Source organism: Bacillus luti (assembly GCF_001884105.1).
In the GTDB taxonomy this organism is placed as follows: domain Bacteria; phylum Bacillota; class Bacilli; order Bacillales; family Bacillaceae_G; genus Bacillus_A; species Bacillus_A luti.
In genome coordinates this window covers 1-16,689 of the sequence record NZ_MACI01000073.1, presented here as the reverse complement: position 1 = coordinate 16,689, position 16,689 = coordinate 1, and the positions used below count along the sequence as shown (strand labels likewise).

Genomic DNA, 16,689 nt, shown 5'->3' with positions numbered 1-16,689 from the left:
GGAAGCAAAGAAGTTAGGTGGGGGATCAACTGCCCATAAAAGTCCGATTGGTTCAACTAATAATCAGTGGGGATGAAGAAAACCCCCACTGATTAAAGTTTCACTTTATATAGAAAGTAAGGATTTTTTAACCCTTAAAAAGGGCAAACAATGAAAAAACTCCTCTATCTTATATAAGGTAGAGGAGCTTTTAAAATAGTTTTTATCTAATAACAATAGTATGCAATATATATTTACTGGTTAGATAAACGTAAATTATTTTGAGATTTTAAAGCTGCCCCCATAATAATAATTTTCTCCAAGTTTCATAACGGCTACGTATGTTCCTGGATTATAAACCGTAGTAATAGGTGTTACAAATCTACCATAATTATGTTTTAAACCTGAGTCATAAATGGTTTTATATCTATGCAAGTTTATTTCATCATTTTCATTTTCGCTTAAATTATATATTTTTACAATACCAGTATCTTTGCCACCAGTATATATAGTAACATCGAATGTATCTCCATGTTTTAAGTCACCAACTGCCAACTCTTCTATAAAATCTGCATTATGGTGTAATAAAAAATAGCTTTGCCACCGCCAATTATCTAAAAATCGTGATTCTTTTTGTGTAAGTTGCGATTCAGCAGACACAGGTGGGATCGTACCAATTGTATTCGAAAATAAAAATCCTCCAACAGTCAATGCACCAATAATTGTTGATTGCCTTAAAAGTTTCATGTTCTAAACCTCCTATTTACTTAAGGATTCAGAAATCGTTTTTTTGAAAAACTAGCTGTGAAATCTAATGGATGATAATATCTTCTATAATCATATTAACATTTATTGATTTATCAGACAAATCAATAAAAAATAAAACTATATCGAGGGAGTTAAGGCTAATTTAAGAAAGAAGTTAGATGCATAGTTAAGAAATCTGTATTATATGTAATTGGGATTTGCTATTTGAAAACTCGATTGTTTTAATGCTGAAATTTCAATTCATACTTTAAGTTACAGTACATAATTTTACAATTTGACTTATGTAATTTATCACGTTATGATTTTTTATTATAAAAGAAAGGCTTGAAGATAATGATTCGTCGTTTGAGAAAGCTAAAAAATGTCGCAGTCGTATTAAGCTTCTAAGTAAATTGCAAAAAATATACAATACTTAGAAGCGGGGAATAAAGTTATGAAGCATCCATTATATAATCATTGGTCAGAAACGAAGTATTTAAAAGATATAGTAACAAATTCACTTATTGAAGTAGGTGAGTACTCCTATTATTCCGGATATTATGGTCATCAAAATTTTGAAGATGGCTGTGTAAGGTATTTGTGGGGCGATGCTAAATCCCGAGCGCTTTTCAATCCGATTGAACAGATGGGATGGCACCTTGATAAACTCATTATTGGGAACTATGTTTGTATTGCCAGTGGAGTAGTCATTTTAATGGGTGGTAATCATAATCATCACTCAGAATGGATTACAGTATATCCATTTGCTGAGCAAATTGAAAATTCATATGAACCGAAGGGCGATACAGTCATTAAAAGCGATGCTTGGATTGGGATGAATGCTATTATTATGCCTGGCGTTACAATCGGTGAAGGTACAATCGTTGCAGCAGGATCTGTCGTATGTAAAGATGTACCGCCGTATACAATAGTTGGTGGTAATCCTGCTAAAGAAATAAAGAAACGGTTCACTGATACGGAAATGAATATGTTAATGGAAATGCGTTGGTTTGATTGGGATAGAGAATTAGTTGAGAAGGCAATTCCTTTTTTATCTAGTTCATCTATTGAATTATTATATGATTTTTATAACAAGGAAGTAAAAAATAGATAGATCTGTGAGGGAAACTACATTCTATATAGGATGTAGTTTTTTTATTATAAAAAATTAATAGTCTAGACTAAGGAAAATTCATCTCTGGTATGAGTATAGTAAATAGCGGAATTAAATAATTAAAATCCTTGATAGCTAATAAAACCAGTGTGTCTCGATATTTAATCGGGATACACTGGTTTTATTTTTTGTAAATATGGAACAAACGCATTATTTAGATTGTCTATTTATTGTAATCCTAAAAAATATATTGGAGGTAAGAGGATTGAAAGGTATGTTTTACAAAAAATTCATTGTAATAGTAACAGTGCTTACACTATTTTGTAGCATAATTGTTACATCTGGAAGAGCAACAGCGGAAACAGTCCCTGTTTTAGATGTAGAAGCAGGATCAGCAATTTTAGTAGAAGCGAATTCCGGAAAAATTTTATATGAAAAAAATGCGGATGAATCACTAGCAATTGCTAGTATGACAAAAATGATGAGTGAATATTTAGTTCATGAAGCGGTGGATGAAGGAAAACTTAAATGGGATCAAAAAGTTAAAATCTCTGAATATGCACATAAGATTTCACAAGATCGCTCATTATCAAACGTTCCATTAGAAAATGGTGGCTCTTACACAGTAAAAGAGTTATATGAGGCAATGGCAATTTACTCTGCAAATGGTGCAACAATTGCTTTAGTTGAAGAAATTGCTGGAAAAGAAGCCGATTTCGTGAAAATGATGAATGATAAGTCAAAAGAGTTTGGAATGAAAAATTATAAATTTGTAAACTCTACAGGCTTAACAAACTATGATTTAAAAGGATATCACCCAGAAGGGACAACTCCAGACGAGAAAAATAAAATGTCCGCAAGAGATTGTGCGATTTTAGCACAACATCTTATTCAAGATTTTCCAAAAATGTTAGATACAGCGAAAATTCCCAAAAAAACATTCCAAAAGGGTGGCAAGTATCCAATTGATATGGTGAATTTTAACATGATGTTAAAAGGTTTAATTAAGCAATACGAAGGTGTAGATGGGTTGAAAACAGGAACTACTCCAGAAGCCGGTGATTGCTTCACTGGTACAGTAGAAAGAAACGGTATGCGTCTAATATCTGTAGTGATAAAAGCAAACTCTCATACAGCACGTTTTGATGAAACAAAGAAATTATATGATTATGGATTTGCGAATTTTGAAGTGAAGAATATCTACGGAAAAGATTCAGTAGTAAAAGGGCATGAAACTTTGCGAGTTGCAAATGCGAAAGACAAAGATGTAGTAGTTCAAACGAAGCAAGCTATTTCACTTCCAATGCCAAAGGGCAATAAAGATGTTTATAAAAAAGAATTTAAAGTATCGAATAAAGAACAAAAAGCTCCTATTAAAAAAGGTGTAACAATAAGTAAAATGATTATCTCGCCTAAAGATAATACAGATCCTGGGTTTTTATCAGGTAAATCATTACAAATAGACCTTGTAACAAAATCTGATGTAGAACAAGCAAATTGGTTTACACGTTTTATGCGTAAAATCGGATCTTTCTTTAATGGTATGTGGGATAGTGCGGTTGATATAGTAAAAAGCTAACATGAATTTGTTTCCATAAATTAAAAAACGCTATTCTTTTTGTAGAAATATACAGAAAGGATGGCGTTTTTTATGAATCTTTCGATTTAAAGGGTTCAGGTGCAAGGTTAGTTTAATAAAGTTACATGATGAAAAACCACCCACTATTCCATCAAATGACAATAAAAAATTAATATCCGGTACGTATTTCTGTAATTAGATTTTATAAAAATTTAATAAAATCTTTTCTTTGTATTAAATATTTTGTTTTAAATTATGTATATAAAGAAATGGAGGTCAAATTAACTCTGTACTGCTTATATTAGGAATTTAAAGAAATAATATGTACAATTCTCCCACTACAGTCGTATAGTGGCCTTTATGAACAGCAAAATTTACAATTTACAAGGAGAACATTTTATGAGTAAGAGAATAAAAGAATTAGATTCCATACGAGGATTAGCAGCACTTACTGTGGTATTTGGACATTTTTGTTTAATGCTACCATCGTTGCCTAATGCTATTAAATTTTCCCCGCTTAGGTTTTTATGGGCGGGTGGGGAAGCTGTTATCGTTTTTTATGTACTAAGTGGTTTTGTGTTATCTATGGCACTTTATCATTCAAAAACAAATTATTGGGGATATTTAATTAAGAGATTTGTAAGAATCTATATTCCTTATTATTTTTGGATAATCGTTACCTTTGCTTTATTTATTTTATTTTCGCCGTATGAAGTGGTAGGACTACGTGATTGGTTCTATGATAGGTGGCAAGGATCTATAACAAAATTAGATATTATAAACCATTTTGTGCTTCTTACTAACTTTTTTACGGAAAATTATAATCCGGTTATCTGGTCATTGGCTCAAGAAATGCGTATATCTATTGTATTTCCTTTCTTATTCCTTCTTTTTTATAAACTGAGTTGGAAGAAAACGATACTATTTGCTTTGAGCTTTTCTTTAATTAGTGTTTTTCTTAATATGTTGCATATTGGGAAAGCTGAGGGGTTTTATAATGGCTATGCTGATACACTGCATTTTACATCTATGTTTATGGTTGGGATGTTACTTTTTAAGCATCAGGAAAAACTTATCTACTCATATAGGAATATGAAAAAATTTAATAAAGGATTTCTTATTGCACTAGGGATTATTTTATATTTATATTCCATTTTAATTTATGGTATTTCCCGTAATGATACTACTTTCTTATTAAAAGATTGGGGTGTCGTAATGGGTGTTAGTATATTTATTATAATGGCCATGAGTAACCTTAAAGTAAAAGCATTTTTAAATAAGAGTGTGTTTGTATACTTAGGAGAAATTTCATACAGTATCTATTTGTGCCATTTTCCAATCATGATGGTACTATTTAAACTTTTGTATACAAAGATATCTATCTTATTCCTTCTTACTTTGTGCATTACAATGACACTACTTTTTTCTATAGTTTCGTATTATTTAATCGAAAAGAAATGTATCAACTGGGCAAAACAAAGAACAACACATTTTTTGAAAAAAGTATAATACCTAGAGGGATTTTATTTCTTTAGTAAACGAATATGACCGATTCCTGAGTATATTTGGAATCGGTCAATTTTGGATTCTAAATGTAAACATACTAAAATGGAATGTAATTGAAATCAAAAAACACTTAGAAATAACAATTACGTTGAGAGCTATTGTATAGTATAGATATGGATAATAATAAAGGGGGAGTACATATGTGGAAGCGATTTGTAGCGATTGGTGATAGTTTTACAGAGGGGATAGGGGATGAAGTAGAGGGAATTGCATTAAAAAGCTGGGTAGATCATTTTGTTCAACTGTGTGTAAACGATATAGAATATGTTAATTTTGCAAAACGTGGGTTAGTAACTAAAGAAATTCGCTTGCAGCAATTGGAAAAAGCATTAACTTTTAAACCAGATTTGGTTAGTCTAATTGCAGGTGCAAACGATGTATTAAAAGGACGCTGGAATCATCAAGCATATAAGAACGAAATGGAATTTATGATAGATAAATTAAGTAAAACAGATGCTGATATTGTTATAGCAAACCTTCCAGATTTTACAGTGAGGCTTCCTTTTTCTTCTGAAAAAAAACAAGTAATACAAGAACAATTATTAGAGGCAAATGATGTTATACGTTCACTGAGTAGAGAATATAAGCTTCATCATATCGACTTTTGGAATCATCAGTTAGTTAATGACAATACGCTTTGGTCTACTGATTTAATTCATCCAAACTCAAAAGGCTATGTAAAAGTTGCTGAATTGATTTTTAATAGTTTGCCTGTACATGACTCTTCTAAATAAGCTTTAGAATGAGCTAAACCCCTGTCGCATATAGCGCAGGGGTTTTTGATGCGAAAAGAAATATATAGGGTACCTATAAATTATACTTTAAGTAATTCTTTTTATTGTTTATATTTTTGATATTTTCTGTTGCAGAGCCTTAGTATAAGGGTTCTTTTTTGTATCAAATATCTGCAAAAAAGATACGATCGGAAAACTCGAACTAAAAAGTATTTTAAATAAAATTGTTAAAACAAAACTAGTAATGATGGTCATTGCTAAATAGATATACTTCTTTTGTTTGTAAGAATCTTAAAATCTTCCTCTTCAAATGAAACTTAAACATAAACAAAATTCTTTTATAAATGTGGAACAATTTCATTACTTATACTGTCTATTAAGAGTTAGAACATTTTTTGTTTAATATATCAAAAAAGGAATAAATATTTTTTAACTAAGGGAGAAGATTGAATTGAAAAAATTATGGATGCTACTTTTCTTTTGTTTTGTAGTTATGTTGGTAGGATGTAATAAAAACGAACCGCCAAAACAAGCATTTGAAGAATATATCAATTTATGGAATGATAAAAAATTTGCAAATATGTATGATCATTTATCAGAACATGCTAAAAAAACGATTTCTAAAAAGGAATTCACAGAGAAATATCAAAAAATCTATGAGGGTATTGGAGTTAAGAATTTAAAAGTTAAAACGAAAGGAGAGAATACGAACGATAAAGGGCTTTTTCTTTTTGAAGTTAAGATGGATACGGATGGAGGAACAACTTCATTTATCCATGAAGCAAAACTTGTGAAAGATAAAGATACTTGGAAAATAGATTGGACACCAGATTTCATTTTTCCAGGTATGAAAAATGATTACAAAGTACGTATGCAAACAGAACATGGAAAACGTGGAGAAATATATGATCGAAATGGGAAAGGTCTTGCAACGAATGGTAAAGCGACTGAGGTTGGAATTATTCCGGAGAAACTAGGCGAAACGGCGGCGCAAACAAAAGAAATAGTAGCACAGTTACTGGATATGTCTATAGAAGAGGTCGATCAGAAGCTTACAGCGAAATGGATAAAACCAGACTCTTTTGTACCAATTGGTATTTTAAAAGAGGGAGCTAGACAGAATGATTATATAGAATTAGAAGGAGTATCATCTCACCCAGTAAATATTCGTACGTATCCATTAGGAGAAGCAGCGGCACATTTAACTGGATATATAGGAAAGGTGAATGCAGAAGAGTTAAAATCACTTCAAAAAAGAGGTTACCAAGCAGATGATTTAATAGGTAAGACAGGTTTAGAGAAAGTACTGGAGAATAAATTGCGTGGTGAAAAGGGAGGGCGCGTATTTATAGAAGATGAGAATGGAAAAGAGATTAAAAACGTAGCAAAAAAAGAAGCAAAAGCAGGAGAAAATGTTACGTTAACAATTGATGCTGCAATTCAAGAAAAAATCTATAATGAGATGAAAAATGAAGCAGGCTCTAGTGCAGCGGTCAATCCTAAAACAGGTGAAACAATCGCGCTTGTAAGTAGCCCTGCTTATAATCCAAATATAATAGTTAGAGGAGCATCAAAAGCCCAACGAGAAGCATGGAATAACGACTCGAAACTACCAATGATGAATCGCTTCACACAAGCATTCGTACCAGGTTCCGTATTTAAAACGATTACAGGTGCAATTGGTTTGGAAACAAATACAATAAATCCTAAGGAAGAATTTAAAATTCAAGGATTAAAGTGGACAAAAGATTCATCTTGGGGAAATTATTATGTAACACGTGTGAAGGATGCAAGTCCAATTGATTTTGATAAGGCAATGAAGTACTCTGATAATATTTATTTTGCTCAACAAGCTTTGAAAATGGGGAAAGATCAGTATGTAAATGAATTTAAGAAATACGGATTTCATGAAAAATTACCAATCGAATACGAATTTCCTATTTCAATCATTGCAAGAGATGGGATAAAAAATGATATTCAACTAGCAGACACGGGATACGGACAAGGACAAGTATTAATGACACCACTTCATTTAGCACTAACATATGCACCGATTGTGAATGAAGGGAATATTCCGTCGCCTCATCTTTTAAAAGAATCGAAAGTTACGGGGAATTGGAAAGAAAATGTGATTTCTAAAAAGAATCAAGACATATTAAAGAGTGCATTAATAAAAGTCATTAATGACCCTGATGGCGCTGGTAGAATTGCTAAGGTTGATGGTGTAACTCTTGCTGGTAAAACAGGTACAGCAGAATTGAAAGAATCGAAAGAGGCAGACGGAAAAGAACTGGGATGGTTTGCGGCTTTTGATGCAAATGAGCCAGACATGATTGTAACCATGATGATTGAAGATGTAAAAGGAAGAGGAGGGAGCAATGTTCCAGGCGAAAAAGTGAAACATGTTTTTCAGAAATAATACCTTATTATAAGTTGAAATCTTCTAGTAAATTCACTATAGGTTTGCTTAACTCAAAGGTATAAATTGCGTGAAATATAGAACAATTATATTTAAAAAAAGCATTCTTTTTAATCGAGAATGCTTTTTTACTATGGCTACAGAAAGTTGATAAATCATCTTTATTTTCATTTTTGAAAGGTTGACGTCTCCGAGAAAAAAGGTGATAAAAGTGGAGTGTTGCGTGAAATTCACAAATAATAATCAGATTTTTATGAGTGTATTTTTAACATCGTATGCTTTACTTGTTTTTTAGGAGCCTGTTATTGCACACCTTTACATTCTCAAGAGGATTTTTCTATCAAAAAAAGATAAACAATGGAACAAATGAAACTTGTATCTTGTCTATATATTGAAACCATAATAAAAGTGAGGGCAGTTTTATGTTTATTCAAATAAGTTTGAGGTGTGGAAATGGAACAGACGTTTATTGAAAAGTGTAATCATGATGAGCTGGACTATATTATAAAAGACTATTGGCAAGATGTATGGAATTATTCATTTATTATTACGAAAGATCCACACTTATCGGATGATATCACGCAAGATGTATTTATAAAGGTATTTAAAAATTGGAATTCATTTCGAAAGGAGTCATCTATTAAAACGTGGATATTAAAAATTACAAGAAATACGGCAATAAACTATTTGAAATCCTCCTATTTTAAAAGGATTTCTTTAATAGGATTTTTTAGTGACGATAAGCAATCCCAGTCGGCAGAACAAGAATTTTTTAAGCAAGAAGAAATGAATGATGTGTGGAAAGTTGTATTAAAACTACCTAAAAAGCACCGTGAAATAATAATATTGGACGCAAAATATGAATTATCTTATGAAGAAATGGCTGAAACACTAGGAGTATCCATTGGAACTGTGAAATCTAGATTAAGTAGGGCAAGAAGTAAGGTTTCAAAATTAATAGAGGAGGGTAGTAGTGATGAACAATAAACAAAATCCTGACTGGTATAGAAAATTAAAAAAAGGCCCAATGGAACACCGTAAAGATGAAGAAGAATATATTTATAAAATAAAGAAATCTATATATCAAAGTAATGAGGTAGATTCTCCAAAACAGACAAGACCATTTCGTAAAAAGGCATTGCCAATTGTAGTGGTTTTAGCTTGTACATTTTTATTTTTTATTGTTCAACAACCTTGGCTTGATGATAATAAATCACCGGTACAAAGTAGTACTCAAATTAAGCCTAAAACTAAAGATGAGTCTGCTCAAGATCCAACATTAAAACAATTTATGAACGATTTATATCAAAGTACAAATGCAAAAAATGAAAATGACTTGTATAGAGCGTTAAATGATGAAGTTTTATTTAAAGGGAAGAGTTATAAGAAGGATGAATTGAAGTTTGATGAAGATATTTTTCATGAGTTGCAAGTCGCTCTTACAATGGGGGGAGAGTTTGCAAATGATACAAAACAAGTATATAAAGTACCAAGTGGATTGACAGAAAGTAACGAACCGAAGCAAGCCCATTTTATATATGCAACTGTCACTGGAAATAAAACAAAAATTTTAGCTGAACCAAAGCGAGAATCACAAGTTTTATATGAAGTATCTAATGAAATGGTAAAAGCTTGGATTCCAGAAAAAGTGCAGAATGATGGATATATAAAAATATCGACAATTAACGGTAATACTGGATATGTACAAAAAGAGTATGTTTTAACTGATATTAAATATTCATTTATGTTTGAAAAGAATAATGAAGGTGTGTGGAAAATTATAAATATAGATTCTATATGGTAAAAGAGGAAGGTTCATTAAAATGAACCTTCCTCTTTGTTTTTATTTTCTTTTTGAAGAGTATTCCAGGACTCTAAAATTTCTGATGTAACGAGAGCAGCGATGTTTTTTTCTGAATTACTACCAGGAATAACGACAGAAACGGCAATCTGTGGATCTTTGGTAGGAGCATATGCAATGAAAAGAGAATGATTTATCATTCTTTCTTGCTCATTCGGAAAACCTGTAATACCTGTTTTACCTGCGACGTCAAAGGGCAGCTTTTTAATTTCCTCTATATTTTGACTCATTCCACCTTGTACGACACGCCAAAAGTTCATTGGGTAACGATTTGAACTTTCTAAAATTGGTTTAAACTTTTTTGTTTCCTTACCATCTTGACCAATAATAGCACTCACGATTTGAGGTTTATATTTATCACCTTTACTTGCCAAAGTTGCTGCATATTGAGCAAGTTGAAGAGGAGTATGCACTTCATTTCCTCCCCAAGAGGCATTTAATAAAGCTGAGATTCCATTTTCAAACTTATTAGAGGGATGGAATTCATATTGTCCGTCTTCTTCAAAGGGTAAATCAATCCCGGTTTTAGAACGTAGGCCAAATTGCATTAAATAATCTGTCCATATATTTGCCACTTTTTCTATATTGCCATTATTTTGGTTGAATAAAGGCAAAGCTACTTTTGCTGTCATAAATGTGTTAGATGAATTAATGATAGCCTGCCGTGGTGTAATCTCACCTGTTGGTGTTCCAGGTGCATTCGTAATGTTATTTTGATTATCGTACTGAAAAGTACCCTTATCTAAATAAGTATCTTCAGGCTGAAAAAGCTTTTCATTTAATCCAATTAAAATAGTAAGTGGCTTTATAGTAGAAGCCATATTTACATAAGATTCACCATACTTTAATTTTTGAATTGCCATATTTTGCGAAAGTGATTTTATGTTATCTATTTTAGGTGATATATGTGTATTTAATATATTTGGATCAAAAACTGCCGAGTTGGCCATAGTTAAAATTGCGCCAGTTTTTGCATCGCTCACCACAGCATAACCAGCTTTAGCATCAGGTGTTTTCTTAATTTGAGATCTTAATGCTTCCTCTGTTTTTTGCTGCAACTCAGAGTCTAAAGCTAGCCGGACATCTTTTCCTTTTTGTACTTTTTGAATGTTCCATAAGAACTTTTTATTATTCAATTTAAAAATAAGAGTTTTACCTGTTTTTCCTTTTAAATCATTTTCATATTGCAACTCAATCCCACTTTTTCCAACAGCTATATGTTTTGAATTAAGATCATGTTCTATATACCCAATTACCTGTGAACCAATTTCGTGTTTAGGATAATATCGAATCCATTCATCGTTAATTATTACATTATTCGGTTTGTTTTTGTTTATGAATGCAAGTTCATTCTCAGTTATATCAGAGTATAACGGTATATCATTCATAGTCTGTTTTTTACAAGACTGTTGTAATTGAGATTTTATGTTCTCTGTAGAAATATCATGTTGAAACTCGCTTGAAAATTGATTGAAAAAAGCTAATGTGTTTGCTGTATCTTGTTTCGATAGCTTGTCATCATTAGAAGTGCAATATAGAGACTTAACTTTCTTATTTGTAGCTAGTATTACACCATTTTGATCAAGTATTTCTCCTCTTTCAGCTGAAGAAGTTTCGATAGTTATTGAAACGAAATGGCTTTTTAATAAAATTATTAAAATCACACCCACAATAGAAAGAACCGCTATAAATCTCCATTTTTTTATTTTTGTATGTAACATAAAACCCTCCCTTTTTAGCCTATTCCATATTATAGTTAATTATTTTTTTTGTAAATGTGGAACAACTTTCTTATTTAGGTTGTCTATTAAGTATTACAGCATGAAGAAAGGAATAATCCGTATGAAAATTTACTAGCAAGTCTATGTGTAAGTTTAATAAGAGTCATTATACAGTTTAGCATTTCTAATACAAGCCACAAAAAAATAGAGAGAAAATAGGGAGGGAGAGTTATGAATTACGTAGCTAAACGAAAAGGAATGGAAGCTTACAAGGAGTAAGCAAAAAATTGAGACGATATTTATAACTGGTCATCGGTATCTAATATATAAGGAATGCTTTTAGTATTTGTAGCAATTCCGGAAAGGATTAAATGGAGGATTTATGAAAGAACAAAAAGGAAAGAAGCAGAAGACATATATATCAATTCGATTAAATATAATGTTCCTTTGCATATTTTTACTATTCTCAGCTATTATTATGCAGCTAGGGAAAGTACAAATCGTTGAGGGAGAGGCTTATAAGAACCAAGTAGAAAGCAGTCAAAATGCAATAACTAGTATTCCAGTTCCACGTGGACAAATTTTAGATCGAGAAGGGAAAACAGTCGTTAATAATAAATCTCTTCGAACGATTACGTATACAAGGGTAAAGGGGATTACGAGTGAAGATATTTTAAAAACAGCAAAAGACTTGGCGGAAATGCTTGAAATGCCTGAGCAAGATATAAATAAGTTAACTGATATTGATAAAAAGGATTTCTGGATGCAGTTGAATCCGAAACGTGCGGAGACAAAGATTACTAAAAAAGATATAGAAAAGTTTAAGGAAAAGGGAATAGAGGGAAAAGAGTTAGATAAAAAAATAGAAGACTTAAGACGAGCCCGCGTTACAGAAGTAGAATTGGCAGAATTAACAGCACAAGATTTAAAGGTGTTAGCTATTAAAAGTAAAATGAGTTCAGGTTATCAACTAACGCCACAAATTATTAAAAAAGATGTAACAGATGAAGAGTATGCGCGTATAAGTGAAAACCTTGCGAATTTTCCAGGAGTAGATGCGACGGTTGATTGGGAACGTAATTATGTAAACGGTAATTTGTTTCGTTCCGTATTAGGAAATATTACGAGTAGTGAAGAAGGATTACCGAAAGAAAACTTAGATTCTTATTTGGTGCGTGGATATAACCGGAATGATCGTGTAGGAAAAAGTTATATTGAACAACGATATGAAGATGTATTACACGGCACAAAAGAAGAAGTGAAAAACATTACTGATAAATCAGGAAACATTATAAACACAGAAATAATCTCTAAAGGGAAAAGTGGTAATAGTTTAACATTAACGATTGATATGGAATTACAAAAGAAAGTAGAAGAAAGTATAGAGAAAAACTTGAGAGCTTTTAAGAGTTCAGAGCCACTGCTCGATCGAGCTTTTGTTGTCATGACGAATCCAAATAACGGACAAATTTTATCAATGGCAGGCAAAAAGATTGTAGAAAAAGAAGGGAAAATAGAGGTTGAGGATTTGGCATTAGGAAACATGACAACTTCGTATGAGCTAGGGTCAGCTGTAAAAGGTGCTACTTTATTAACTGGATATGAGACAGGCGCAATACATCCAGGAGATCAATTTTATGACGCGCCGATGAAATTTAAAGGTACACAAGCTAAGAAATCGTGGAATGTATCCGGATTTGGTAATATTAATGATTTACGGGCTTTACAAGTATCTTCGAATGTATACATGTTCCAGACAGCTTTAAAAATTGCGGGAGTTAATTACGTACCAAATGGCTCATTGGATATTAAACAAGGAGCATTTGATACGATGCGCTATTATTTCAAGCAATTTGGTTTAGGTGTCCCAACAGGTATTGATTTACCGAATGAAATAATTGGACAAACGAGAAAAGTAGATAGTCAACCTGGGTTTTTACTAGATTTTTCTATCGGTCAGTATGATACGTATACGCCGTTGCAATTAGCGCAATATATTTCAACGATTGCGAATGGTGGTTATAGAATGCAACCTCAAATTGTACAAGAAATACGAGAACAATCAATAAAAGAAGAGGTTGGCAAAGTTATACGTTCCATAGAGCCTGTCGTATTAAATCGAATTGATATGAAGAAAGAACATATTGATCGGATAAAAGAAGGGTTTAAATGGGTATTCCAAGAAGGTGATGGAACTGGCGTGAAGTATTTCAAAAACGCTTCATACAAACCAGCAGGAAAGACAGGGACAGCTCAAACTGTATATGGTGGAGATGATCCAATTGGTAGAAATGCAAAAGGAGAACGTATGGAATGTTACAACTTAACGTTAGTTGGATATGCTCCATATGATAATCCAGAAGTAGCGTTTTCTATAGTAGTCCCATGGCTTCATGATGATAAAAATGGAATTAATTCTATAATTGGGAAGGAAGTTTTAGATGTATACTTTGATTTAAAACAGCAACGTATACATGGTGAAGCTGCTAGTATAGATAGTTCTAATCAAAATTAGTAAAATTTGAGTACTTTTCTCAGGGGAAGAGCCCCTATTTATATAGAGGTAATTATTATAAGTAAAGAGATGAGATGTGAAATAAGAGATAGTGACGATCATAGTCGCTATCTCTTATTTAGTTAATAACTCTCATACTAGTTATAAAGTTTTTTTGTTTATGGAACAAATTTGTTTTGGTGATTGTCTATTATGTGTACGTATAAATAGGTGTTAAGAATTTGAAAGGAATGATGATTTTGAAAAACAAGAAGATGCTAAAAATAGGTATATGCGTTGGTATATTAGGTTTAAGTCTAACAAGCCTAGAAGCTTTTAAAGGAGGGGCATTGCAAGTTGAAGCGAAAGAAAAGCCAAGGCAAGTGAAACATAAAAATCAGGCGACGCATAAAGAATTCTCTCAACTAGAGAAAAAATATGATGCTCGATTAGGTGTGTACGCTATTGATACTGGTACAAATCAAACAATCTCTTATCGACCTAACGAAAGGTTTGCTTTTGCATCAACCTACAAGGCGTTAGCGGCAGGAGTATTACTACAGCAAAACGCAATGGATAAATTAAATGAAGTCATTAAATTTACGAAAGAAGACTTAGTGGAATATTCACCTGTTACAGAGAGACATGTAGATACCGGAATGACACTAGGAGAAATTGCTGAGGCTGCTGTTCGTTACAGTGATAATACTGCAGGGAACATTTTATTCCATAAAATAGGCGGACCGAAAGGATATGAACAAGCGTTAAGACAGATGGGGGATCGGATTACTATGTCTGATCGTTTTGAAACAGAATTAAACGAGGCTATTCCAGGTGACATTCGTGACACTAGTACAGCGAAAGCAATTGCTACGAATCTTAAAGCTTTTACGGTCGGAAATGCGCTTCCGGTTCATAAGCGTAACATTCTTACAGAGTGGATGAAAGGGAATGCTACAGGAGACAAACTTATTCGTGCAGGCGTGCCAACTGATTGGATAGTTGGGGATAAATCAGGAGCAGGAAGTTATGGGACACGAAATGACATTGCTATCGTTTGGCCACCAAATAGAGAACCAATTATTATCGCAATTTTATCCAGTAAAGATGAGAAAGAGGCTACCTATGATAATCGACTAATTGAAGAGGCAGCTGAAGTTGTAGTCAATGCTATTAGATAATAATCTCTTAGTGATCTTATTTCTTTACCAGATGTTATTGAATGTATAAAATACAAAAACGATTCTTTTTCGTGTGAAAAGAATCGTTTTTGTATTCTTATTATAAAAAAAGTAAAAATATGAAACATATATTACGTATTTCATCTGAAATTTCATGTACTGCATTTTATTAACTTAAACAATTTCAAAAATGTATAATAAAATTCAGTTAACATAAAATAAGCGTTTTATGAAAATAAAAGGAGAGAATATGAAGAGAAATATTAATAGAATCATATTGTTTATTGGCACAGTAGTAGGATTGAGTATCTTTTTATCCCTTTCGGCAAGAAGACTCCATCTGATTTGTGTTACGGGTGAAACCCAACAATTCAGGTGGAGATGAATTGCCGTCAGCAGGTAGACAAAACAATTTTGTTTCTTTTGTCTTACGATATAATCTGCCCTAGATAAGGAGGGAATATATCGTAGGATAGCAAAATTAGATAATGATAATGATAATCATAATCATTTGGCTACTTGAACCAAAAAGAATTACGATGAAGACCATGTTCACATTTTGTTCCGTTCTAAATCTTGATTTGTCAAAAGTAATTAACAGTTACACAATTATTTCTTTCCTAAGAAGAAACACGATATTAGGAAAGAAATAATTATAATGAACTCTCTGAGAAAGGTGGTGAAAACAATGGCTAGAAAGAAAGCGGTAAAAATATTACGTAAACAAAAGAAAAGAGAAACCATGCAACGGTTCACGCAGAAACAGCATATCGGACGAGCTTGCCTCACAGCTAAAGAATTTCGTTTACTTCAGCGTATGTCGCATAGTTCAAAAGCGTTGCGAAATGTTGGATTGTACACCATTAAACAAAGTTATTTGAACGATAATAAAACGGCTACTGTAAAAGAAGTGGACAATGCCATGCACGCTGATATGAACTACTGGGGTGTTCAATCAAACTCTGTTCAAGCCATTCGTAGAGCCTTATTTACAGAAGTGAAGAGCTTTTTTAAAGCATTGGAACAGTGGAAGAAAAATCCTGAGAAGTTCACAGGGCGTCCTAAGTTTCCAAATTATTCTCGTTCCACTGACAAACGAATCATTGAAATCTATCAAGTTCCAAAAGTGGATGAGAACGGGTATTGGATGATTCCAATGAATGTTGCATTTAGAAAAAAATTTGGTTCTATTAGAATACGTATGCCTAAAAACTTAAGACATAAAAAAATCTCCTATATTGAGATTGTACCGAAGCAAAAAGGTCGGTTCTTTGAGGTGCATTATACATATGAA

Annotated in this window: 12 protein-coding genes; 10 read left to right on the top strand and 2 right to left on the bottom strand. The window is 32.5% G+C overall.

The window, feature by feature from the left end:
- Positions 1-255: 255 nt before the first annotated feature.
- Complete coding sequence (locus BAQ48_RS18015; RefSeq protein WP_071712216.1) at positions 256-726, bottom strand: DUF5065 family protein; 471 nt, start codon at positions 724-726, stop codon at positions 256-258.
- A 454-nt stretch (positions 727-1,180) separates the two neighbouring features.
- On the opposite strand from BAQ48_RS18015, the gene BAQ48_RS18010 reads away from it, so the two are divergent.
- The 7 genes from BAQ48_RS18010 to BAQ48_RS17980 all read left to right on the top strand — a co-directional run bounded on the left by BAQ48_RS18010 (position 1,181) and on the right by BAQ48_RS17980 (position 9,942).
- The gene (locus BAQ48_RS18010) at positions 1,181-1,840 is read left to right on the top strand and encodes a CatB-related O-acetyltransferase (RefSeq protein WP_071712215.1); all 660 of its coding nucleotides are present in this window, start codon (positions 1,181-1,183) and stop codon (positions 1,838-1,840) included.
- 265 nt (positions 1,841-2,105) lie between these two features.
- Positions 2,106-3,419, top strand: a complete 1,314-nt coding sequence (locus tag BAQ48_RS18005; protein WP_071712214.1) for a serine hydrolase — start codon at positions 2,106-2,108, stop codon at positions 3,417-3,419.
- Between the two features lie 360 nt (positions 3,420-3,779).
- Complete coding sequence (locus BAQ48_RS18000; RefSeq protein WP_084064829.1) at positions 3,780-4,928, top strand: acyltransferase family protein; 1,149 nt, start codon at positions 3,780-3,782, stop codon at positions 4,926-4,928.
- Between the two features lie 170 nt (positions 4,929-5,098).
- Positions 5,099-5,719, top strand: a complete 621-nt coding sequence (locus BAQ48_RS17995) for an SGNH/GDSL hydrolase family protein (protein WP_116758535.1) — start codon at positions 5,099-5,101, stop codon at positions 5,717-5,719.
- Positions 5,720-6,170: 451 nt separating this feature from the next.
- Positions 6,171-8,138, top strand: coding sequence for a penicillin-binding transpeptidase domain-containing protein (locus tag BAQ48_RS17990; protein ID WP_071712211.1), 1,968 nt, complete (start codon positions 6,171-6,173; stop codon positions 8,136-8,138).
- Between the two features lie 453 nt (positions 8,139-8,591).
- Positions 8,592-9,125 (top strand): RNA polymerase sigma factor, encoded by a 534-nt coding sequence (locus BAQ48_RS17985; RefSeq protein WP_071712210.1) that lies wholly within the window; start codon positions 8,592-8,594, stop codon positions 9,123-9,125.
- Complete coding sequence (locus BAQ48_RS17980) at positions 9,115-9,942, top strand: SH3 domain-containing protein (RefSeq protein WP_071712209.1); 828 nt, start codon at positions 9,115-9,117, stop codon at positions 9,940-9,942. Before BAQ48_RS17985 ends, BAQ48_RS17980 begins: the two co-directional genes overlap by 11 nt.
- Before the next feature lie 14 nt (positions 9,943-9,956).
- On the opposite strand, the gene BAQ48_RS17975 is transcribed toward BAQ48_RS17980, so the two are convergent.
- The gene (locus BAQ48_RS17975) at positions 9,957-11,720 is read right to left on the bottom strand and encodes a peptidoglycan D,D-transpeptidase FtsI family protein (RefSeq protein WP_071712208.1); all 1,764 of its coding nucleotides are present in this window, start codon (positions 11,718-11,720) and stop codon (positions 9,957-9,959) included.
- Between the two features lie 382 nt (positions 11,721-12,102).
- Between BAQ48_RS17975 and BAQ48_RS17970 the strand changes: the two genes are divergently transcribed.
- The 3 genes from BAQ48_RS17970 to BAQ48_RS17960 form a co-directional block, all read left to right on the top strand.
- Positions 12,103-14,235: a peptidoglycan D,D-transpeptidase FtsI family protein gene (locus tag BAQ48_RS17970; protein WP_071712207.1), complete on the top strand. Its 2,133-nt coding sequence runs from the start codon at positions 12,103-12,105 to the stop codon at positions 14,233-14,235.
- Between the two features lie 233 nt (positions 14,236-14,468).
- Entirely contained in the window at positions 14,469-15,395 is a 927-nt protein-coding gene (gene bla, locus BAQ48_RS17965) for a class A beta-lactamase Bla1 (RefSeq protein ID WP_071712217.1), read from the top strand.
- A 688-nt stretch (positions 15,396-16,083) separates the two neighbouring features.
- The coding region (locus tag BAQ48_RS17960) for a transposase (protein WP_278248819.1) at positions 16,084-16,689 on the top strand (606 nt) is incomplete at its 3' end.